Origin of the sequence: Gluconobacter sp. DsW_056 (assembly GCF_002153595.1) — a bacterium.
In the GTDB taxonomy this organism is placed as follows: Bacteria; Pseudomonadota; Alphaproteobacteria; order Acetobacterales; family Acetobacteraceae; genus Gluconobacter; species Gluconobacter albidus.
Genome location: NZ_JOPF01000020.1, coordinates 1 through 21573, shown reverse-complemented (window position 1 = coordinate 21573; position 21573 = coordinate 1). Strand labels below are relative to the sequence as shown.

18 protein-coding genes and 4 pseudogenes are annotated in these 21573 nt (G+C 48.0%); 17 read left to right on the top strand and 5 right to left on the bottom strand.

Annotation, left to right across the window (positions count from 1 at the left end; genetic code table 11):
• Positions 1-240, top strand: a pseudogene (locus tag HK22_RS13765) (IS110 family transposase); the annotation flags it as partial.
• A gap of 26 nt (positions 241-266) precedes the next feature.
• Here the strand turns inward: HK22_RS13765 and fumC are convergent.
• Positions 267-1715, bottom strand: a complete 1449-nt coding sequence (gene fumC / locus HK22_RS13760; RefSeq protein WP_086649682.1) for a class II fumarate hydratase — start codon at positions 1713-1715, stop codon at positions 267-269.
• A 3-nt stretch (positions 1716-1718) separates the two neighbouring features.
• Complete coding sequence (locus tag HK22_RS13755) at positions 1719-3359, bottom strand: NAD-dependent malic enzyme (protein ID WP_086649681.1); 1641 nt, start codon at positions 3357-3359, stop codon at positions 1719-1721.
• 107 nt (positions 3360-3466) lie between these two features.
• On the opposite strand from HK22_RS13755, the gene HK22_RS13750 reads away from it, so the two are divergent.
• Entirely contained in the window at positions 3467-4378 is a 912-nt protein-coding gene (locus HK22_RS13750; RefSeq protein ID WP_086649683.1) for a LysR family transcriptional regulator, read from the top strand.
• A gap of 78 nt (positions 4379-4456) precedes the next feature.
• Here the strand turns inward: HK22_RS13750 and HK22_RS13745 are convergent, their stop codons facing one another.
• A complete protein-coding gene (locus HK22_RS13745; RefSeq protein WP_086649680.1) occupies positions 4457-5347 on the bottom strand; it encodes a LysR family transcriptional regulator in 891 nt (296 codons plus the stop codon).
• A 104-nt stretch (positions 5348-5451) separates the two neighbouring features.
• Between HK22_RS13745 and HK22_RS13740 the strand changes: the two genes are divergently transcribed.
• From HK22_RS13740 to HK22_RS13675, 13 genes and pseudogenes are all read left to right on the top strand, one after another.
• Positions 5452-7137, top strand: coding sequence for an alpha-keto acid decarboxylase family protein (locus HK22_RS13740; RefSeq protein WP_086649679.1), 1686 nt, complete (start codon positions 5452-5454; stop codon positions 7135-7137).
• 105 nt (positions 7138-7242) lie between these two features.
• Positions 7243-7761 (top strand): annotated as a pseudogene (locus tag HK22_RS13735) (transposase); the annotation flags it as partial.
• Positions 7762-8012: 251 nt separating this feature from the next.
• Positions 8013-8474, top strand: coding sequence for a lipocalin-like domain-containing protein (locus HK22_RS13730; protein WP_077804031.1), 462 nt, complete (start codon positions 8013-8015; stop codon positions 8472-8474).
• Positions 8475-8488: 14 nt separating this feature from the next.
• Complete coding sequence (gene citC / locus HK22_RS13725; RefSeq protein ID WP_086649678.1) at positions 8489-9559, top strand: [citrate (pro-3S)-lyase] ligase; 1071 nt, start codon at positions 8489-8491, stop codon at positions 9557-9559.
• A complete protein-coding gene (gene citD, locus HK22_RS13720; RefSeq protein WP_086649677.1) occupies positions 9549-9845 on the top strand; it encodes a citrate lyase acyl carrier protein in 297 nt (98 codons plus the stop codon). The genes citC and citD overlap by 11 nt, the downstream gene beginning before the upstream one ends.
• On the top strand, positions 9842-10708 hold the full coding sequence (locus HK22_RS13715) for an aldolase/citrate lyase family protein (protein ID WP_077804034.1): 867 nt from the start codon (positions 9842-9844) through the stop codon (positions 10706-10708). Before citD ends, HK22_RS13715 begins: the two co-directional genes overlap by 4 nt.
• An 11-nt stretch (positions 10709-10719) precedes the next feature.
• Positions 10720-12237 (top strand): citrate lyase subunit alpha, encoded by a 1518-nt coding sequence (gene citF / locus HK22_RS13710; protein ID WP_086649676.1) that lies wholly within the window; start codon positions 10720-10722, stop codon positions 12235-12237.
• Positions 12238-12262: 25 nt separating this feature from the next.
• Complete coding sequence (citX, locus tag HK22_RS13705) at positions 12263-12796, top strand: citrate lyase holo-[acyl-carrier protein] synthase (RefSeq protein ID WP_086649675.1); 534 nt, start codon at positions 12263-12265, stop codon at positions 12794-12796.
• Positions 12793-13668 (top strand): triphosphoribosyl-dephospho-CoA synthase CitG, encoded by an 876-nt coding sequence (gene citG / locus HK22_RS13700; RefSeq protein WP_086649674.1) that lies wholly within the window; start codon positions 12793-12795, stop codon positions 13666-13668. Before citX ends, citG begins: the two co-directional genes overlap by 4 nt.
• Complete coding sequence (locus HK22_RS13695) at positions 13662-14594, top strand: AEC family transporter (RefSeq protein ID WP_086649673.1); 933 nt, start codon at positions 13662-13664, stop codon at positions 14592-14594. Before citG ends, HK22_RS13695 begins: the two co-directional genes overlap by 7 nt.
• Positions 14595-14621: 27 nt before the next feature.
• On the top strand, positions 14622-16217 hold the full coding sequence (locus HK22_RS13690) for an OprO/OprP family phosphate-selective porin (protein ID WP_086649672.1): 1596 nt from the start codon (positions 14622-14624) through the stop codon (positions 16215-16217).
• A 33-nt stretch (positions 16218-16250) separates the two neighbouring features.
• A complete protein-coding gene (locus tag HK22_RS13685) occupies positions 16251-17177 on the top strand; it encodes a LysR family transcriptional regulator (protein WP_086649671.1) in 927 nt (308 codons plus the stop codon).
• A 295-nt stretch (positions 17178-17472) separates the two neighbouring features.
• Positions 17473-17667, top strand: a pseudogene (locus HK22_RS13675) (IS5/IS1182 family transposase); the annotation flags it as partial.
• A gap of 25 nt (positions 17668-17692) precedes the next feature.
• Here the strand turns inward: HK22_RS13675 and HK22_RS13670 are convergent.
• Positions 17693-18843, bottom strand: a protein-coding gene (locus tag HK22_RS13670; RefSeq protein ID WP_143412430.1) for an IS3 family transposase whose coding sequence is annotated in 2 segments (ribosomal slippage) — positions 17693-18585 and positions 18585-18843 — 1152 coding nt in all. Because the reading frame shifts where the segments join, the coding sequence is not laid out codon by codon here.
• A gap of 67 nt (positions 18844-18910) precedes the next feature.
• Between HK22_RS13670 and HK22_RS13665 the strand changes: the two are divergent.
• A pseudogene (locus HK22_RS13665) lies at positions 18911-19603 on the top strand (transposase); the annotation flags it as partial.
• A gap of 110 nt (positions 19604-19713) precedes the next feature.
• Here HK22_RS13665 and HK22_RS13660 read toward each other — a convergent pair.
• Positions 19714-19902, bottom strand: a complete 189-nt coding sequence (locus HK22_RS13660; RefSeq protein WP_086649669.1) for a hypothetical protein — start codon at positions 19900-19902, stop codon at positions 19714-19716.
• 584 nt (positions 19903-20486) lie between these two features.
• Here HK22_RS13660 and HK22_RS13655 point away from each other — a divergent pair.
• Positions 20487-21533, top strand: a complete 1047-nt coding sequence (locus tag HK22_RS13655; protein ID WP_143412429.1) for a hypothetical protein — start codon at positions 20487-20489, stop codon at positions 21531-21533.
• Positions 21534-21573: the final 40 nt, after the last annotated feature.

Genomic DNA, 21573 nt, shown 5'->3' with positions numbered 1-21573 from the left:
GGCGCGATGCGGGGGAAACGTGTCATTTCAGGGGGAAGAAGATCTCTCCGCCACGTCCTGTTCCAGGCAGGATTGGCTGCTGCCTGCCATAATCCGGTTCTGAAAGCTGTTGCCAAGCGTATGAAAGAGCGGGGTAAGCCACACAAACTGGTGATCGTCGCTATCGCACGGCGTCTCGTCACAATCGCCAATGCCGTCCTCAAAACCGCCCTGACATGGCGCATTAGCTCCGCCGCTTAAACACAGTTGCTAGGGTGTTATCGCAATCAGGCTCCCCCGACCCCATGACCGATCATTGTCATAGGGTCGGCGAGCCGATCGAATGTCTGCTCATCAATATAGCCGCTTTTGAGAGCAGCGTCCCTGAGGGGCATATCCTGCTCCATCGCCATATGGGCAATGGCAGAGGCTTTATCGTATCCGATATCAGAACTTAGTGCTGTTACCAGCATGATCGACCGTGAGACCATTTCACGAATACGCTTCAGATTAAGTTCTGTACCTTCGACAGAATACTGACGGAATTTCTGGCAACCATCAGACAAAATACGGATTGCATGCAGGACGTTATTGATGACGATCGGTCGCATGGCGTTGAGTTCGAAATTGCCCTGACTGCCGGCGAAAGCGACCGCGGTATCATCACCAATGACTTGGATCGCGATCATGACGAGGGCCTCGCATTGAGTAGGATTGACCTTGCCCGGCATGATCGACGATCCGGGCTCATTTTCTGGCAGCCGCAACTCACCCAACCCGCATCGTGGCCCGGAAGCCAGCCAGCGCATGTCGTTGGCGATCTTCATGAGTGCTACGGCCACGCCTCGCAAAGCTGCGCTCATGCGAACCATGGCATCTAGAGTACCTTGGGCGGAAAATTTATTCGGCGCTGTAACATATGGCTCGCCTGTTAGTTGGGCTATGGCATTGGCCATATCGACGCTGAAACCTTTAGGTGCATTTAGGCCGGTTCCAACTGCGGTACCGCCAATCGCGAGTTCGAATAGCCCTGCACGTCCCAGCTTCAGGTTTGCGATGCTCTCTCGGATCTGATGAGCATAGCCGGACCACTCTTGCCCAACCGTCAGCGGTACGGCGTCTTCGAGGTGAGTGCGCCCGATCTTGACAACGTCCATCCAGCACCCTGCTTTTTCCTCGATGGTGGTGGCCAGAGCGTCCAGCTCCGGAAGCAGGCGCTTATCAAGCAGTGTAAGTGTCGCAATATGCATCGCTGTGGGGAAACTGTCGTTGCTCGACATGCCCATGTTAACGTCGTCGTTTGGGTGAACAGGGTTTTTGCTACCGAGTGTTCCACCTAAAAGCTGGATCGCCCGGTTGGACACCACTTCGTTGATGTTCATGTTGCTCTGTGTCCCCGATCCAGTCTGCCAGACAAAGAGCGGGAAATGAGCATCCAGTTCGCCAGCAATGACCTCGTCACAAGCTTGAATAATTGCACCTGCTTTGAGAGCAGTCAGGCGACCACCTGCCGCGTTGACCTGCGCTGCAGCTTTCTTGACGATCCCATAGGCATGATAGACTTCCATTGGCATCCGGTCGTTGCCAATGGAAAAATGCTCAAGACTGCGCTGCGTCTGGGCACCCCAGTAGCGGTCGGCTGGGACGTCGATCCGCCCCATTGAGTCTGTTTCGACACGCGTTCCCGAAACGTTGAGGCCGATCGGGGTGTCTCGCAGATGAAGCGGAAGAGCCATGGATCAGTTCTCCTCTAACGTAGAGTATTCCGGACGGTAGAGCTTAGCTTCAATCCAGTCCACGATGTCTTCGGGTTCAGGAACCTGAGCCAGGCCCGATTTGAAGATTTGACGCGCGACTTTGATGGCCGTGTTGATCTCCACACGTAGGACATCTTTTTGCGGCGGAAAAAGCAGGCCATGGGTACGTTGTTCCGTTGTGACCTGTTCAGCGGTTGCCTTCGCAGCTTCAAGGAAGACCTCGTCGGTGATGCGTCGTGCCTGTGTTGCCCAGACAGCCAGTGCCACGGCGGGGAAGATATAAAAATTATTGGCCTGTCCTGGGGTGAGCGTCTTGCCATTCAAAGTAACATCATCGAACTGGACACCTGCAGCAAAGAGCGCGCGGCCGTCGGTCCAGCGATAGGCCTGTTCGGCAGTGCATTCCGCCTTATCGGTAGGATTGGAAAGCGCGAAAATAACGGGCTTGTCGTTGATGCTCGCCATGGTGCGAACGACTTCCTCGGTGAAGCCACCCGCGTTGGTGCTGACGCCGATCAGAACAGTGGGCTTAATGGCTCTGACTGCCGCCGCAAGGTCTTTCGTCGCGGCATGGGAGTGGGCGAACACTTTCTGAGACGGATTAAGATCCTGCCGCGAAGGTTCGATCAAACCGTTGATATCCATCATGGAAATGCGGGCGCGGGCGTCAGCTTCAGAAAGACCTTCGTCCTGTAACGCACTCACGATCATATTTGCGATACCGATCCCGGCAGACCCTGCACCGTAGAACAGGATACGCTGTTCTTTCAGCGCCTCGCCTTTGATCGACAGGGCGGTGTCGAGGCCCGCGATCGTAATGGCCGCAGTCCCCTGAATATCGTCATTATAGCAAAGGATTTTGTCACGATATCGCGCCAATAGGCGGATGGCATCGTCTCCTTTCCAGTCCTCAAAATGTAAGCAGCAACGAGGATAAAGCTCTTGAATGGCTGCCACGAGTTCATCAACGAATGCGTCGAGTTCGTCTGACGATGGGGGTGCCTGTCGCAAACCGAGATAGAGTGGATCGTCAATCAACTCCTGATTGGTTGTACCGATATCCAGTAACATTGGCATCAGGCCCTGAGGTGGGATGGCGGCGCAGGCCGTATAGAGCTGCAGTTTGCCTACCGGGATCCCCATGCCATTGGCTCCGATATCACCGAGCCCCAGAATACGGCCGCCGGAACTGACGCAAATGAAGCGCACATCTTTTTCGGGCCAGTTGGCGAGTACCTCTTTCACACGACCTTTGTGACGTAGCGAAAGATACATACCCTGTGGTCTCTCGAAGAGACGGTTGTACTGAAGGCAGGCATCAGCGATTGTCGGATCGTAAACAATGGGAAGAAAGCGCTTCGGATCGGACATCACAACCTTGAAGAACAGGGTCTCGTTTCGCTGTGACAATCCGTTCAGATGCATAAAGCGCTCGAGATCGCTGCTCTTGCTGTCAAGCTGCCACAGGACGCGCTCCATCTGCCGATCAAGGGTTTCGACGGAGTCAGGTAGGAGGCCGAGCGTACCATTCTTGTGTCGCTCCTCATTTGTAAAGGCGGTTTCGCGGTTGTGAACCGCATCCAGAAGGGGAGGGAGTGAAGATGCAGTGCGATCGGACGTCATGTCTGTCTCCATTCATTGATGAACAGACAATGGATGTGCGTTGATGGTGCTGGTAGTCGCATAAAAGGCATTGTATCTGTGTATAAAACGCAAAGATGGTCCTCTCCATGCACGACGACGCCGGTGACCTGAGATTTTTCGTACTCCTCGTTGAAGCGGGAAATCTGACTGCCGTCGCACGTCATCTCAACGTTTCGGCAGGAGCTTCCAGTCGAAGACTGGCTCGGATGGAGGAGCGGCTTGGCGTACGGCTGGTAACAAGGACATCGAGGCGTTTCGACCTGACGGACGAGGGACAGACGTTTTATGAGCGTGCTGCAGAGATCATGATTGATATCGAGGCGGCTGAAGCAGAGATTTCTGCCAATCAGAAGGAGCTTCGTGGCGTCCTGCGTATCGGGGCGCCACTTGAACTGGGGCGTCGCCGTTTGGCTGATTTTGTCAGCGAATTCGCCGATCGTTTTCCGAAGCTGCGTGTGCATCTTCTTCTGTCAGACGAAGGACTGGATGTCGTTAACAGTCGGCTTGATCTGGCCATCCGGATTGGAATGCCGAATGAAGCGGGGATTGTTGCGACGAAAATAATGAGTAGTGAACGGGTCATCTGTGCTTCTCCGGCCTATCTTGAGAGGTTTGGCATGCCTGCGACTCCTGCCGAGCTCCATCAGCACCGTTGTATTTGTTTGATGCGTGGGCATGAACTTGGGATGCTCGACCGGTGGAGACTGTCTCGTGCGGGAGAAGATCAAATTATTGAGGTAACGCCGCATCTCTCGACGACGAGCGGCGAAGTGGTGCATGATTGGGCACTCAAGGGTAAAGGCATCGTGTTCAAAGTCTTGTGGGACGTTGGCGACGACCTACAATGCGGGAGGCTGGTCCGTCTTTTGCCGGAGTACCAAGGGGAGACGATCGGATTGTTTGCAACGATGCCAAGTCGACGTAACGTGCCTCTGCGCGTTCGAACTTTTCTCGACAATTTAAGAGATTTTTTGGCGCACCGACCGTCATGGCATTAGTGAAAATAATTAATATGTATGATCGGATTTTTTGTAATTATTAATAGAAATTACGGATAATACACTCAATATTATATTCTAATTATTATTGCCTATATCCAGAAGAATTTGATGGAAATTGGCGCTTGGTCCAGTCAATTCCGTTTCAAGGGTGGCAAGCGAGATGCTGGCTCGAGGTGAGGGGCCGGAGATGGGATGGAATGTTGCGCCATCAGCATGAATTTGTCGTAGGTAAGCCGGAACGACTGCTACACCCAGTCCCGCCGCAACCATTGGAATTGTTGCGGTGATCTGAGGGGCTGCTTGTCCGAAACGCGGAGTAAAGCCGCCTTGTTGACAGGCTGAGATAATAGCATCGTAGAAACCGGGGCCGAGTGAGCGATCAAAAATAAGAAATGGTTCTTTGGCGACGTCGATTAATTTGAGCGTGTGGCGCTTGGACAGTGGATGGCCTTTTGGAATGGCGATCAGGGTTGGTTCATCAAAGAGAGGATGGAGTGCGATGTCCGGATCTGGCGCTGGCGGGCGTACAATGGCGAGATCTACCCGGCGCTCTCGTAAAGCCTCACAGAGAGCGGGGGTGTTACTCTCTTCGAGTGTGATTACAATATCGGGCCACTGCTCTCGAAATGCCCGTATGGCTTTAGGTATTAGAGGTAACAGCGCGACGGCTCCAGCCATCCCTATTCTAAGACGCCCTTGTTCGCCAAGAGATAATCCTTTGGCCAGAAGGTGAAATTGATGTTCAAGGCGCAGAATTGTCTGGGCTTTTTCAAAAAGCTGCTCCCCAAAATCCGTCAAGGTGGCCCCGCGCTTAGACCGGATAAAGAGTTGCACTCCTAGCTCTGTTTCTAGGGATTTAATCTGCTGGCTGAGAGGGGGCTGCTCGATATGGAGCACCTCCGCAGCTTTTGTGAAGCTGCCACGCTCTGCGATGGCCACGAAATAGCGTAGGTGACGAAGGTCCATGTATCCATATTATACACATATGATAATCAGTTAAAATATATATTGGACGTTTAAAAGAGGGGCATCCATCTTGGGGGAAGAATTTTTGTTGGAGATACTGAGTTATGGCTTTCACTGTTGGGCATTATCTGGCTGAGCGGCTAACGCAAATCGGCTTGAAGCACCATTTTGCTGTTGCTGGTGACTACAACCTGATCCTGCTTGATCAACTGATTGAGCATGGCGGTATGAAGCAGATCTATGACTGCAATGAGTTGAATTGCAGCTTTGCGGCAGAAGGTTATGCACGCGAAAATGGTGCTGCTGCTGCTGTCGTGACGTTTAGTGTCGGTGCAATTTCAGCAATGAATGGCCTGGGTGGGGCTTATGCTGAAAATCTTCCCGTTATTCTGATTTCTGGTGCGCCGAACTCTAATGATCATGGGTCGGGCCATGTCCTGCACCACACGATCGGCACGACAGATTATAATTATCAAATGGAGATGGTGAAGCACGTTACGTGTGCGGCTGAGAGCATCACCTCGGCAGATACTGCACCTGCAAAAATCGATCACGTCATTCGGACCGCACTGCGCGAGAAGAAGCCAGCTTATCTAGAAATCGCCTGTAACGTTGCGAGTCAGCCTTGCGTTCGACCAGGTCCGGTCTCGTCGCTTCTGTCGCACCTGGAAGCAGACGAAGTTAGCCTCAAAGCGGCGATCGAAGAAAGTCTCGCGTTTCTTGAAAAAGCGCAGAATGTTGCCATTCTTGTCGGGAGCAAGCTACGCTCTTGTGAGGCACTCACTGAAACAGTGGCTCTCGCAGACAAGCTTGGTTGTGCTGTGACTGTTATGGCTGCGGCCAAGAGCTTTTTTCCTGAGGCGCATCCGGGTTTCCGCGGAGTTTATTGGGGGGAGGTCAGCAGCCCTGGCGTTGAAGATGTCATCAAGAGCGCTGACGCTGTTATCACTCTGGCCCCGGTCTGGAATGATTATTCGACTGTCGGTTGGCGGGATTCCGTGCGTGGAGAGCGTGTGCTTGAAGTGGACCCGGGTCGTGTCACGGTGAGCGGAAAGACTTTTGAAGGTTTCCGTTTGAAGGAATTTGTGGCTGCTCTGACGGAGCGGGTGTCCAGTAAGCCTGCCTCTCTGGTGAAGCCGTATACTCCCGTTGCGTTGCCAGTTGTTGACGCTGCCAAGCCGCTCACTAATGATGAGATGACCCGTCAGATCAATGCGTTGGTTGATGGCAACACAACGCTATACGCCGAGACCGGTGATTCCTGGTTCAATGCAACACGCATGCATCTGCCTGAGGGTGCTAAAGTTGAGTCGGAAATGCAGTGGGGACATATCGGCTGGTCTGTACCGTCTATTTTCGGTAATGCCTTGGCTGCTCCTGAGCGTCAGCATGTTCTGATGGTTGGCGATGGCTCGTTCCAGCTGACGGCACAGGAAGTGGCGCAGATGGTTCGTTACGAACTGCCGGTTATCATCTTCCTTATCAATAATTTTGGTTACGTCATTGAGATCAAAATTCATGACGGCCCCTATAATTATATCCAGAACTGGGACTATGCCGCTCTGATGCAGGTCTTCAACCAGGGTGTTCCGGGCGTAGAAAGTGGTAAATACGGACTGGGCTTGCACGCTACGACAGGTGCAGAACTGGCTGATGCCATTGAAAAGGCCAAGAAGAATACGCGCGGGCCAACATTGATCGAATGTAAGCTTGATCAGACCGATTGCACCGAAACGCTCGTGCAGTGGGGTAAATTTGTTGCAGCTGCGAATTCCCGTAAGCCTGTCTGAGTATAGGAAATTCATCTTGTAGATTAACTGAAGGGTTCGAAAACTCTTTGGTTTTGAGGCTGCCTTTGTGATTCCATTTCCCCCGAGTTGATTGGGGCATGGATCATGAAGCAGCCGTGTTTTTTTGATGTTGCAGAGCGACTTGCCCGCCTGAATGGGCTTGGTGATCAACTCGAAGCTTTTCCCCGGACTGTGGATTTTGAGGTCTTCTGCCCTGATCTGGAAAAGGCTCTGGCCTATTTAGGTGGAAGCAAGGGCGGTCGTCTCCCGTTTGATCCCGTGTTAATGTTCAAGATCCTGGTGATCCAGACGCTGAACAATTTGTCTGATGAACGGACGGAATATCTGATCAACGCCCGCCTGTCGCTCATGCGCTTCCTTGGTCTGGAGCTTTCAGATCGAGTGCCGGATGCCAAAACAGTCTGGCTGTTCCGTGAACGCCTGACACAGGCGAGAGCCATTGAAAGGCTGTTTGAGCGCTTCAACGCAATCCTGCGCAACGCCGACTATTTGCCGATATCAGGCCAGATCCTGGATGCAACGCTGGTCGCAGCTACAAAGTCGCACCATACCAACGCTAAGAAAGCCATGCTGCGCGCGAAACGCTCATCCGTGAATTTCCAAAAGGGCTATCAGGCTGGGTTAGCGTATCCTTCAGTCTAAAAAACCAGGCTAACTCTATTCAGGGATGAATCAGTCGCAGCATTCCTTGGTATTGATGGGACGCCTCACAAATTTGTAGAAAGACATTCAATTATTAAAATAGAAATTAATTACGTCAAACGTAATAGTTATTTGCGTCAATTAGATCTAGAATACACAGGAGGATGTATTAAGTTGAATGAAAGAAGGGCAGTAAATATCACGGGGTAGGAATGAAAAACTCACTTCATGTGAAGGAAACACCGTCAATGGAGCTTGCGGAGCAAATCATTGGAACGTGGCAACTTGTTTCTTACCAAGTGGAATTGCAGGCCACGGGTGAATTTATAGACGCAATGGGTGACCACCCCCGTGGTCGAGTGATTTTTACAAACGATGGTTGGATTGCCTTTAACCTTGAGGGCACCGGCCGGGAGCCGGCGCATAGCGATGCGGAACGCTCTCGTTTAATGCAAACTTTGGTTGCTTATATTGGTCGCTATCGTATTGAAGGCAATCAGTGGGTCACGACGGTACAAACTGCATGGGCTCCTGAATGGGTGGGTACGGAACAGCGTCGTACTGTCAAAATTGAGGGTGATACAGCTCAGGTTGTGACTCCGTGGCGAAAAATGCCTAATTGGGCAAAGGATCAAATGTCGCGCAGTATCATTAAATTCGTCCGTGCACACTAGAAACAGTTATCGATATGTATCGGAACTCAGATGATATTTCGATTTCTCTTCTTTCGGGATCTGACCTTGAAAGAAAGAAACACGATATCATCGATTTTTTAGCGACCGGGGATCTGCGTATCGATGATCAAGTTACGACGTTCGTAGTTGCTTTGAGCCAGGATAATGAACGGATTGTCGCTTGTGCTGGATTGGACAAGAATGTTGTTAAATGTGTTTGCGTTGACAAGCAGCTTCGTGGTTCTGGTCTGAGTGTGCGCCTTGGTACAGAAGTTATAATGCAAGGATTGTCTAAAGGTTACGATGACCTTTTTCTATTCACAAAATATATAAATTCTAGGATTTTTGATGGATGGGGATTTAAATCCCTAGTTGAAATTCCAAATGTAGTCTCGTTTATGGATTATGATTCTACGCAGTTAGAATATTATCTTGATACTTTGAAATCAACCTTAAGGGCAGGAGAGCGTATAGGAAGCATAGTAATGAATGCTAATCCTTTCACAAATGGCCATCGATATTTGGTAGAGCAGGCGTCTAAAGAGTGTGATTGGGTACATGTTTTTCTAGTACGAGAAGATGTCTCCTTTTTTTCGTATGACACTCGTCTCACTCTCGTCAGAGACGGAGTTTCCGATTTAAGAAATGTCGTTGTTCATGAGGGTTCTGATTATATTATTTCTCACGCAACATTTCCTCAATATTTTCTTAAAAAGGACGAAGAAATCACGGAACAAGCATCTGCAATCGATGCCTTAATGTTTCGGAAATATATCGCGCCATCATTAAATATAAATATCAGGTATGTTGGGACAGAGCCAACGGACAAAACAACAGCTATGTACAACGTTGTTTTGAAGAAGTTCTTAGAAGATTGCTCTTATTCAGATAAGAAAATCGAATTAAAAGAGATAGAAAGAGTAAAATTTCAAGATATAGCTGTATCGGCTTCTCGTGTAAGAAGCCTAATTCAGGAAAATAGATATAGAGAAACTGCGGATTTGGTTCCAAAGTCAACATATCTATATCTCAACAAATTCTTTGTGAATGAAAAAGAAGAAAGGAAATCGTGTCATGAAAATTAACAAACGTGGTATCGCAGGCACGCTAGAGTCTAGTGATGTCATGGTGGTAATTAATCCCCATGATTCTCAAGAGATAAAATTGGTTGTGCAGAGTAAAGTTGAAAAACAATTCGGTTCTTCGATCAGAAAAACAGTCAAAGATACACTCACAAAATGCGGTGTTTTGTCAGCATTAGTTGACGTGAGAGATCAGGGTGCGTTGGACTGTGTAATCAGAGCGCGTGTTGAAGCCGCTGTTTACCGGGCTTCTGACGAAAAAACCGTAAAATTTGGAGATCTGTCATGAGACTTCGCCGTAGTATGATGTTCATTCCAGGAGCTAACGCTGGAATGTTGTCTAATTCATATATCTACAAACCTGATTCAGTGATGTTTGATCTGGAAGACTCAGTGAGTTTGACAGAAAAAGATAGTGCACGTTTTCTGGTATTCAATACATTAAAAGAAAACTTGTATGGCGATATTGAAACTGTTGTTCGCATTAACGGGGTAGAAACGCCGTTTTGGGAAGACGATCTTGATATGGCCGTAAGAGCAGGTGTGCAGATTGTTCGCTTGCCTAAAACAGAAACTGTAGAAGAAGTCAAAGAGCTCGAGCAACGTATCGCAAAAATTGAAAAAGATTGTGGACGCACAATCGGCGATACAAAAATTATGGCAGCTATTGAATCTGCTTGTGGCGTCGTAAACTCAGTCGCCATTGCAAAATCGACACCGCGTATGGTGGCAATTGCTTTGGCGGGTTTTGATTACTTGGTTGACATGCAGACCTCCCGGAGCTCAGGCAGTGAGCCCGAGCTATTTTACGCACGAGCTGCAGTACTGCATGCTGCCCGAGCAGCAAAAATTGACGCATTCGATGTCGCTTATGGAAACGTCAATGATGAAGAGGGATTTTTACGCGAAGTGGAGATTGCAAAAAATCTTGGGTATAACGGGAAATCGCTGATTCATCCTCGCCAAATCGAGCTCTTACACAAAGCATATGCTCCGGCCCAGAAAGATGTCGATCACGCTAGAAAAGTTGTCGCGGCAGCTGAAGATGCCGAAAAAAAAGGTCTTGGGGTCATTTCACTTGATGGAAAAATGATTGATCCGCCGGTTGTGCATGAAGCGCAGCGTGTACTTCTCCTAGCTGAACATTCTTGAGGAGGAAAGAAATGGCTTACAATAAAAAAGCAGCCGAAGATTATGCGGCAAAGAATAATATCCCAGCTTTTAAAGGAGTTTTCGCTAATTCTCCGCAGCTGGAAGACATTACGACGAAACAGAAGCGTAAGTTAAAGCCTTCTCTTGAGGACGTTATAAAGTCTTCAGGTCTAAAGAATGGCGGTACGATTTCTTTTCATCATGCCTTTCGCGAAGGCGATAAAGTAGTTTTGCAGGTTGTAAAAAAACTTGCCGAAATGGGCTTTAAAGATCTCACCATTGCTCCCAGTTCGCTGTTGAATTGTCACGATGGACTTCTTGAATTTATTAAATCGGGCGTGATTACGAAAATCTTTACGTCAGGCCTGCGTGGTGAGTTGGGAGAAGCTATTTCTAAGGGGATCATGAACACACCCGTTCAGATTCATTCTCATGGTGGGCGTGTTCATCTTATTCAAACGGGCGAAATTTCAATTGATGTGGCTTTTCTGGGCGTTGCATCATCAGATGAGTTTGGAAATGCGAATGGAAGTCATGGTGAGCTAAGCTGTGGATCGTTGGGGTATGCAAAGGTTGACGCTGCATACGCACGCTATGTTGCGGTCTTAACACAAGATATAGTGGAATTTCCGAATTATCCAGCAAGCCTCTCTCAAGACCAGGTAGACGCGGTTGTGCAGGTTGACGAAGTAGGAGACCCATCTCTCATCAGTGTTGGCGCAGCTCGGCTTACAAAAAACCCTCGAGATCTGTTGCTGGCACGAATTGCGGCATCTGTCATTGAGAATTCAGGTTATTTCAAAGCAGGATTTTCTCTTCAAACAGGATCCGGTGGTGCTGCAACTGCAACTACCATCTTCTTGGGAGAGAAGATGATTGAAAAGAATATTAAAGCCAGTTTTGCGCTTGGCGGTGTAACGGGTTCTATCGTTGATTTGTTAAAAAAAGGCATGATTGAAGCGATTGCTGATGTACAGTCCTTTGACGTCGACGCAGCTCAGTCATTAAGAGATAACCCAGCTCACACCGAAATTTCTGCGAATGAATATGCAAATCCTTCGTCAAAGGGTGCATACGTCGATCGTATAGATACTGTTTTGCTAAGTGCGCTTGAAGTAGACACCGATTTTAATGTTAACGTGCTAACTGGCTCAGATGGCGTACTACGTGGGGCTTCTGGCGGGCATTGTGACGTTGCTGCAGCTGCAAATTTGACGGTTATTGTTACGCCTCTTCTTCGAGCAAGAATGCCCTGTATTGTTGATTGTGTGAATACGGTGGTCACACCAGGAAAAACTGTCGACGTAGTGGTGACGGATCATGGGATCGCCGTTAATCCGAATAATGTAGATCTCAAAAAACGCCTCGTAGATGCGAGACTTCCTGTTACAACTATTGAGGAGCTTCAGAAAAAAGCTATTCTCCTCGCCGGAAAACCTGATCCTATTCAGTACACAGATAAAGTAGTTGCTGTAGTCCGCTATCGCGATGGAAGTGTGATGGATATCGTTCGTCAGGTTGCGTCGTAAGACGATAGCGCGGAGACCTGATGAAATGACAGAAGGTCCTGAGATTTTTGATTCTATCCTGCGAGCGCGCGAAGAGCGCGCTCGCAGGCAGTTATTTATTTTGAGACGCTTCGAACGCCCGATTATTTCGGTAACGGTTGTTTCTCCAGGGAGTGACAAATGTTCCTCTATCATAATGAAAATATTTTCCGAAGCGCGTAAGAGTATTTGCTCTACTGTTAAAAGTTCGGGCTCACGTGTTTTGCTGGAAGAAGAAAGTGTAAGCTCGTCGGGGCCGGAGGCGATTTTTGTGGTATCGGCTTTGTCTCAAATCGATATCAAGAAAATGACTATGCTATTAGAGGAAACGCATCCTCTCGGCAGGTTGTGGGATCTGGATGTTATCGCACCAGATCAATTTTCCCTTTCTAGAGAAAATTTTGATTTCCCTGCGCGTAGATGTCTCTTGTGTTCCGATATTGCAATGAATTGTGCGAGAAGTAGAAAACACTCCATAGAGGACCTTCGTAGAGAGATGAAGCGGATTTTTTTTCTCTTCGAAAAGGAGAAAAAAAATTGATTACGTCAGAGAAGATATCCCAAATAGCACGAAGTGCTTTGCTTAAAGAAATTAATCTTTCGCCTAAGCCAGGGCTGGTCGATCGTTTTGATAACGGTGCCCATTCAGATATGGATCATGCTCTATTTTTAGAGAGCATAGATGCAATAAGTCCTTTTTTTTCGTTATTTTATGAATCCGGCTGTGCGTCGACGTCTTCGAAAGAGGCGCTTAATGATTTGCGTAAAGTCGGCGTGAAATGTGAAAATGCAATGTTTTCCGCGACTAATGGAGTCAATACCCATAAAGGTGGGATTTTCGCTCTTGGTCTTTTATGTGGTGCATCAGGAAGATTAATTTCTAACAATCAGGAATGTACTATAGAAAACGTCTGCATCGAAGTAAGCCGGATCTGCGACGGGTTATTGCACAATGATTTAAGATCGGGAAATGAAAGATGCGCACCCCCTACAGCGGGGCAGCTTATTTATCGACAATACGGCTTCGGTGGTGCACGAGCTGAAGCAGAATCTGGCTTCTTAACCGTTCAACGTTATGCGCTTCCCGCTTATCGCGATGCCTTGTGCGATGGACACTCCGCAGTTGAATCCGAGTTAATTTCGCTTATTTCTTTAATATCAAACAATAATGACACAAATGTTATTTCAAGATCCGGAATATATGGATTGAACTACGCTAAGATTTTCTCCAAAAAAGCTTTAAATACTTTGCGGGAAAAAGGTTTTAGAAATTTTGAAACAGAGGTTTCTGAGATGAATACTGCATTTATTTCACGGAATATCAGCCCAGGTGGAAGTGCCGACCTTTTGTCCGTGATGTTATTTCTTGTTGATTTCGAGCGTTATTTCTTGAGTGGAGAGAGCGTATGTTAGAGATTATTTGCGGAGCTATTTTCCCGATTGTAGTATCGATGATGCTCGGATATCTCGGTGCTTCTATGGGTATGTTTGATCGCGATCAAGCAACTGCGATAAATCGAATGGTACTTAAATTTGCACTTCCAATGGATTTATTTGTTGGAATTTCTAAAATTGATCGTACGCAAATTTTACATTCTGGTAGTTTTGCAGCAATTATTATTTTCTGGATGATTGGCAGCTTTTTTATAACCTATTGGATTTCGCGTTTTGTTTTTAAGCGATCAGTGTCGCTTGCGACACTTCAGGCTTTGGCTATCGGGAATCCATCGGTCCCATTTGTGGGATCTGCTGTTTTGGGATTTCTTTTCGGTGGGAAAAGTGCGCTTGCCGTTTCTTTGGCGAGCTTAACAATAAATGTTATTCTTATTCCTGTAGTATTTTTTTTACTGTCTAGTGACAATAAGGAGACTATGGGGAATGGCGAGAATTGGGTTTCTCATTTGAAAAATGCGCTAAAACAACCTGTCGTTTTAGCACCACTCTGCGCATTTATCTGGGTTTTATCAGGTATTCCGATTCCAAGATTACTTGATATTTCTTTCATAATGCTTGGAAAGACAACTGGCGGAGCTGCGATGTTCGCAGCTGGCATTTTACTTTGCCTTATGAAACCAATGATCAACAAGATGGTCATTACATCGGTATTTTTCAGAAATATCGCAGCACCTATGGTCGCATGGGGGTTAGCTATCGCTGCACACCTTTCTCCTTTTTACTTAAGGGAAGCAGTATTAACATTTGCTATGCCTTCAGCATCAGTGATAGTGATTTTATCAAATCAAATTAAAAAAGGTGAGAGAGAGGCCGCATCAACCGTATTCTTTTCTACAGTGGTGTCCATATTCACGATGGGAGCACTCATAGCTCTCACATCGTGAATAAATAAAGATTTGGCAATTATTACGATGAAAAAATCTTTTTTCATTTTTTCATTTTTGTCTTTTTTTATTTCAACATCCGTATCGTTCGCCCAGACCAATTCAGGAATATCTGAATTGGTCAATGAATTAAAAAAACAAGATAAAAGAATTAGATATTTAGAAAAAGAAATTATTGAACTGCAAGGGCATTCCTATCAAAAGCAGAAAGTAAAAAATAATTATAATGATCATTCAATATTAGACATTCCATATTATAAGCAGAAGAAGTTTAGGTCTGTTAAAATTTCACATAGAGAAATTAATAATAATTATATAAATTTCCCATTGGTTGCATCTCCTCCAGGAACATTTGGAGCCGTCTCAAATATGCCTTCAAATTCCGGTTCTATTTTGGGTATATCATCACAAATACCAAATAGAACTACTGAGTTTGATGGTTTAGTATTAAAATGGGGAAAAGGTTTACCATCGTTCTCGACGCCTGATGGCAATTATAGCTTCAGAGTTCGTGGTCGAATATTGGCAGATTATGGTGCGTCGTTTTCGAGCCGCTTTCCGCAGCAAAATATTTCAAGAACAATACTTCGCGCGGCTAGATTAGGGGTTCAAGGTAGGGCCCGTAATTTATCGTGGGTATTGGAAGGGGATTTTTCTAGCAATACATTGCAACTCATGAGTGCATTTGCAACCTGGACTGACAAAACAGCTGGGTTATTATCAGAATACACAATCGGAAATAAATTTTCTGAACGAGGTTTTGATGGCTCTACGGGGTCGAGTGATACGGTATTTCTTAATAGAGATATTGTTGCCAATCTGTTAGTGCCCATGATGGGTTGGTACGGTTTAGGCGGTGCATATAAGATATATGGTGAAAACTGGCATATTGCGACGCAAATATCTGGCGATCAAGTCAATTCAACAAATAATACTAACAACGTTAGAGATGATTTAACGTATCTTCTGCGTGCTCACTATATACCTTTCAAGGATAAGGTATCGTTAATTCATTTAGGGTTTTGGGGGTTCTACGAAGATTCAAAACCGACACAAAATTTTACCCAGAACGTGAATTTATTAAATTATACGGATAACGCATTTAATTTTCAGGTCGGACCAACAGCTCCTCTTTCTCATTCTTTATCTGGTGGCGTTGAGCTTTTTGGTATTTGGAAATCTTTTTGGGCATTATTCGAGTTTGGCTTAAGAAAGTTATCGCTAAGGCGCACGTATTCATCGTATCCAAATTATGCTCTTTGGGCCGGAAAATCTGGCTCCGAAGAGGCCATTAGTGTTCAGGGAGGCGTTTTTTTGACGGGTGAGACGCCTAATTACTTCGCGCATTCAGGTGTTTGGGCTGCACCAAGAGTTCTCCATCCAGTAACACAAGGCGGATTGGGTGCGTGGGAAGTTTCTCTTCGATATGATCGTGCGAGTGTATCCCGGAGCTTGGGTAGTTCGAATGCATCTACCGTTACATTAGGAGTTAATTGGTATTTTTTGAATTACGCTCGTTTTATGTTTAATTTTACGCATGCTAATGTTTTAAATACACATGGTTTGTATATCGGTTACAATTCCGGTAATACTCTCGGTGGAAGAATGTCTATAACCTTCTAATATCGAAATTTCGGTTGCTGTGGAATACTGAAGATGAGTCTCGAAGAAATCAGCGATTTAAGATTTTTTGTCGACCTGGTAGACGCAGGCGGTATTACAAGCGCGGCACTGAGATTTGGTGTAACACCACCTTCTGTTTCGAGGCGTCTAAGTAAAATAGAAAAAAGACTTGGAATAAAACTTATAGAAAGAAATACACGACATTTTCATTTAAACGATCATGGGCATTACTACTACGAAAAAGGATCATTGATATTATCAGATATTGATGACCTTGATTATAGAATTTCTTCTTCAGACAAAAAAATTGAGGGCTTTTTAAGCATAGGTGCTCCATTAGAGCTTGGATCAAATAAAATAGCGCCATTCGTTGAAAAATTTGTGAAGAAATATCCGAACATCAATGTTAATCTTGCAGTGGCGACTGAAGGCTCATATAATTTCGATGACTATTTAGATATAATTATTCGTATAGGACTTCCAGAGTCTTCAAGCGCAATCGTCACAAAAATTGCATCGACTATTCGTGTGCCCTGTGCTTCTCCTGAATATATTAGGATACATGGTGAGCCCAAGTCTCCACAAGAGCTTCAGCAGCATACATGTCTATGTTTGAGACGTTATAAAACCATGGAAGCTATTAATCAGTGGTTGATGGAAAACAATGAAGAATCATTTATCATTAAGGTTGAGCCGAAATTTAGCAGTACGAGTGCAGAGATTATACATAGATGGGCACTTTCCGGTAACGGAATTGCATATAAATTATATTGGGATTTATCGGAGAGCTTACAAACAGGAAAGCTTGTAAGAATACTTCCTAATTATAACGGAGAAATTATATCTTTATATGCTGTATTGCCTTCGAAGTCATATGTAAAAAGGAGTGTTCGCATTTTTCTTGATGAGCTAAAATTGTTTGCGAAAGATAATATAGATACTACAATACAAACTATATAATATTGTCTGTACGGTTATAATATAGATAGTTCGAATAGAGGTGGATGGATCGAAGAACTGTTAGTTGATGCGCTCCAAGAAGAGAAGGCGGCGCATGTTGTAGACGATATTGGCGAGCCCGATCCTCATGGTGGCCCGGGTGATACGGCTTTGTTGCATAAATGGCGTGCGGGGATTTCGGTTTTGCCTTGATTTTATTATCTGGGCGATGAGTGAAGTGGAGGGTTCGAAAAACCCCTGGTTTTGAGAGCTGCTCTGTGATTCCATTTCCTGTGAGTTGATTGGGATATGGAAGATGAAGCAGACTGGCTTTTTTGATGTTGAAGAGCGGCTTGCCCGGTTGAGCGGGCTTGGCGATCAGCTCGAAGCGTTTTCCCGGACTGTGGATTTTGAAGTGTTCCGCCCTGATCTGGAGCAGGCTTTGGCCTATTCGGACGGCCGTAAAGGCGGGCGTCCGCCATTTGATCCGGTGCTGATGTTCAAGATTCTTGACGTGCTCCCCTTTTTGTATCCGTTCAAAAGGAGAGTTCTGTATTTTTATGGTGCGTTGCTGATGGGATGACAATGGTCTCGAGGGCATGCCCCCGAGACCATTGTGCCGCGACTTGTGCAGGCGTCCTGCCTCCCAGCTTGGAATGTGGGCGCACGGTGTTGTAATCTTTCTGCCAGTCCGCCAAAACCCGGCGCGCATGGGCCAGAGACGTGAACAGGGTCTCGTTGAGGCATTCATCACGCAATCGCCCGTTGAAGCTCTCCACAAACCCGTTCTGCTGCGGTTTGCCAGGGGCGATGTAATGCCATTCAATTTGCCTCTCTTCGGACCATTTCAAAACGGCATGAGACGTAAACTCCGTTCCGTTATCGCTGATGATCATGTGTGGCTTGCCATACCGCTCCACCAGCACCTCCAGTTCCCGAACCACGCGCCCGCCTGACAGTGAAGTATCCGCAACCAGAGCGAGATCCTCCCGGCTGAAATCATCAATGACCGCCAGAATGCGAAACCGGCGACCACAGATCAGCGCGTCTGAAACAAAATCCAGGCTCCAGCGCTGACCGGGCTCCTGTGGGATGGTCATGGGTGAACGCGTTCCCAGAGCCCTCTTGCGGCCGCCCCGATGACGAACTTTCAACCCCTCTTCCTGGTAAAGGCGGAACAGTTTCTTATGATTGGGTGTGAGGCCCTCACGCGCCAGAAGATACCCCAGACGGCGATAACCAAACCGGCGGCGTTCACCAGCCAGATCCTTTAGGCGCTGCCGCAGTATGGCATCATCCGCCCGGGTAGAAACATACCGGGCAACACGCCTGCCAACGCCGATAAGGGCGCAGGCGCGACGTTCGCTCAGGCCCAGAGCATCCCGGATATGTTGGACCGCCTGCCGTTTTGCGACAGGCGTCACCACTTTTTTCCAACAATTTCCTTCAGAGCCGCATTATCCAGCATCGCGTCCGCAAGGAGGCGTTTCAGGCGGCTATTTTCATCCTCCAGGCCCTTCAGCCGTCTGGCCTCAGAAACCTCAAGCCCGCCATACCGCGTCTTCCATTTATAAAACGTCGCGTCACTGATCCCGTGCTTACGGCATAGATCAGCGACTTTCAGCCCGGCCTCCTGTTCCTTCAGGACACCAATAATCTGCTCTTCCGTAAATCTGCTGCGTTTCATTCGTCCGTCTCCTGAGCGATCGGACTCTACTTTAAAACGGTCACATTTCCGGGGAGCACGTCACACTCTGCGGAACGCGGGTTATCTGCCGATGTCGGGCCAGATCCTGGATGCAACGCTGGTGGCTGCTCCAAAGCAGCGGAACACCAACGCAGAGAAAGCCGATCTTCGGGAAGGGCGTATTCCTGAAGACTGGCAGGACAAACCCGCAAAGCTGTCACACAAGGATCGTCATGCACGATGGACACTGAAGTTCACCAAAGCAAAACGGCAGGATGACGGAACGATCCCCACAACGGATCTCGCTATCCCGTTCTTTGGCTACAAATCTCACATTTCAATCGACCGGAAGTTCCGGTTCATCCGCAAATGGAAGACGACAGATGCCGCCGCCAGTGATGGTGCGCGATTGCGAGAAGGACTGCTGGATAACACCAATACGGCCTCAAGCGTCTGGGCAGACACGGCGTATCGCTCCAGAGCCAACGAAGACTTCATGGCAAAGCAGGGTTTTGTCTCAAAGGTTCACAGGAAAAAGCCGCATCTCAAGCCCATGCCACGCCATATCCAGCGCTCCAATGCAGGAAAGTCCGTAATCCGGTCCCGTGTCGAGCATGTCTTCGCCGATCAGAAATCGCAGACGGGACTGTTCATCCGAACTGTCGGTATCACCCGGGCCACCATGAGGATCGGGCTCGCCAATATCGTCTACAACATGCGCCGCTTCCTCTTCCTGGAGCGGATCAGCGCGAGCGCGTAGCCATCCAGCGGGGGGTAGCACTCGATCTGCTCAAAACGCAGATCGAAAGCTCTCCCGAAAACCGTCAATCAAATCGCCAAAAGCCTGAAATCACGAAACAAGCGCATCAATCAACGGTTCTTCGATCCCTCCACCTGCGCCTGGGCCCGGACAGCGTCGAGACGGGCGCGATAGAGAAAGGCCTCCTTCAGGGGATGATTCTGGAGCCGCTGATCGAGACGACCGATGGTTATCGATGCCGCGGTCAGGTCGATCGCTACGTCAGAGACCTGAAGCGTCGTACGGGTCGGCAACAACATCACGGCATCGTCGGCGCAGGATCATGGAGCATCAGTGCCCTCACATCAAAGGGCTTAAAGGTGGCTTTCAGTGTGAGCCGAGACAGGCTTGGAGAGAGAGCGAAGACAGGCATGAAGTCATGTTAAATCGGTCTTAGGTTAAATTTGCAAATTTTTCCAAAACGCGCCCCCTCTTCACCCCCTATGTCCGTTAATTTCTATTATCGGACATAGGGGTGGGGCACAAAAAAGACCCGCAAAGGTCTTTTCAAGGCGTGTTCCACGGACGCTCATGCAAGGACAAAGTCTGCTCACGGAAGGACAGCCTGATCGTCCCTGGCCCTCTTTGCGAGAGACATTCCAACTCACGCAGGTCTGTAACTATTCTGAGGCTCGCGGCTGACTTGGAGGGCTTATTGCCAGTCAGCTTACGATCAGCGAATGCGGATACCGGACATTCGCCTTATGGCGAGACCCGGTCAAGAATAGACTGTCGGGGATAGCTGCACCACAACAACAAGCAGACTTTGATTAACGAGGGCATGTAAGCGGAAGCGGCATTCGGAATGCTGGCAGCAAGCGCGCTGTTCGGATATTAAGGTGTGATGAGTAACCGCGACGAATTCTCCCGTAGCACAAAGAATGCAGTCGCGCTTCGCGCCAATCATCATTGTTCGTTTCGTGATTGCCCCCAGCCGACATCAGGCCCAAGCGATGAATCGCCCGAGGCTGTAAACATGATCGGTAAGGCAGCGCACATTCATGCTGCCGCCCCTGGACCAGGCGCGCGGCGCTATCTCGCGTCAATGACCCGCGAGGAGCGCACTCACATCTCCAATGCTATTTGGTTGTGTGCAACCCACGCCGACCTTATCGACCGGGACGAGGCGACCTACACAGCTGAAGTGCTTCGCGAGATGAAAGCCGAGCACGAGGGGAAGTGCGCCGAAAGACAGCGCAATGTCCTCTCAGTTGGGCAGCCCAATGCCGACCTTATCGCTATCGGACCCGACATCGTATTCGTTGGCAAATTTCTGGGCGTTGAAGGTGAAGTATGGAGCTTCCATCTGCAGAGCTTCATTGACGGCGATGTTCATAACTTGATCACGTTTGCCGATCGTTACGAACAAACCGCGGTCAAAGATCGATTTGTCCTTGTGAATGAGCTTGGAGACGGACGCGCGTTGAGGGCTAAGCCGTCTGTCACCAGGGAGACAACTGGCTGCTACACGGTTCGGTGTCTGGTTTTCCCGAGTGCCGAACGGATTCCAGCTGCCGACATTCCGAAGATGTGGGCATTGTCGGATAGCCATGACCTGATGACCAGCAACGGCAAATGGGCCATGGTGTCCGGCGTGGACGCCTTGCCGCAGCAGGTGAAGACGTGCCTATCGCATCAGATGGGCGAAAGCCCGTTTCACCGCGATTTTGGGACGAGGTTTGCCGAGTATTACAACCTGCTTGCTGGTTCACCGTGGCTTGATCGCTACCTGAATCTTGAGATAATCCGCTTGGCAGCAATCCCCTACTTCAACCCCACCGACAACCAGCAATACACTCCGCTTCTATGCGTCGAGCGCGTCTTTGGTATCCAAATTCTTGCTAACACGCCTACGAACAATTGGAGGGTTCGAAAAACCTTCTGGATTTGAGGGTTCCTCTGTGATTCCATCTCTCCTGCGTTGATTGGGG

What these genes read in the sequence shown, in the direction of transcription:
- HK22_RS13745 (WP_086649680.1), bottom strand. Translation starts at nt 5,347, where the DNA reads ATGGACCTTCGTCACCTACGCTATTTCGTGGCCATCGCAGAGCGTGGC.
- HK22_RS13685 (WP_086649671.1), top strand. Translation starts at nt 16,251, where the DNA reads ATGAGTCTCGAAGAAATCAGCGATTTAAGATTTTTTGTCGACCTGGTA.
- HK22_RS13755 (WP_086649681.1), bottom strand. Translation starts at nt 3,359, where the DNA reads ATGACGTCCGATCGCACTGCATCTTCACTCCCTCCCCTTCTGGATGCG.
- HK22_RS13690 (WP_086649672.1), top strand. Translation starts at nt 14,622, where the DNA reads ATGAAAAAATCTTTTTTCATTTTTTCATTTTTGTCTTTTTTTATTTCA.
- HK22_RS13655 (WP_143412429.1), top strand. Translation starts at nt 20,487, where the DNA reads ATGAGTAACCGCGACGAATTCTCCCGTAGCACAAAGAATGCAGTCGCG.
- fumC (WP_086649682.1), bottom strand. Translation starts at nt 1,715, where the DNA reads ATGGCTCTTCCGCTTCATCTGCGAGACACCCCGATCGGCCTCAACGTT.
- HK22_RS13695 (WP_086649673.1), top strand. Translation starts at nt 13,662, where the DNA reads ATGTTAGAGATTATTTGCGGAGCTATTTTCCCGATTGTAGTATCGATG.
- HK22_RS13660 (WP_086649669.1), bottom strand. Translation starts at nt 19,902, where the DNA reads ATGTTGTTGCCGACCCGTACGACGCTTCAGGTCTCTGACGTAGCGATC.
- citC (WP_086649678.1), top strand. Translation starts at nt 8,489, where the DNA reads ATGTATCGGAACTCAGATGATATTTCGATTTCTCTTCTTTCGGGATCT.
- citD (WP_086649677.1), top strand. Translation starts at nt 9,549, where the DNA reads ATGAAAATTAACAAACGTGGTATCGCAGGCACGCTAGAGTCTAGTGAT.
- HK22_RS13715 (WP_077804034.1), top strand. Translation starts at nt 9,842, where the DNA reads ATGAGACTTCGCCGTAGTATGATGTTCATTCCAGGAGCTAACGCTGGA.
- HK22_RS13730 (WP_077804031.1), top strand. Translation starts at nt 8,013, where the DNA reads ATGAAAAACTCACTTCATGTGAAGGAAACACCGTCAATGGAGCTTGCG.
- citX (WP_086649675.1), top strand. Translation starts at nt 12,263, where the DNA reads ATGACAGAAGGTCCTGAGATTTTTGATTCTATCCTGCGAGCGCGCGAA.
- citF (WP_086649676.1), top strand. Translation starts at nt 10,720, where the DNA reads ATGGCTTACAATAAAAAAGCAGCCGAAGATTATGCGGCAAAGAATAAT.
- HK22_RS13750 (WP_086649683.1), top strand. Translation starts at nt 3,467, where the DNA reads ATGCACGACGACGCCGGTGACCTGAGATTTTTCGTACTCCTCGTTGAA.
- HK22_RS13740 (WP_086649679.1), top strand. Translation starts at nt 5,452, where the DNA reads ATGGCTTTCACTGTTGGGCATTATCTGGCTGAGCGGCTAACGCAAATC.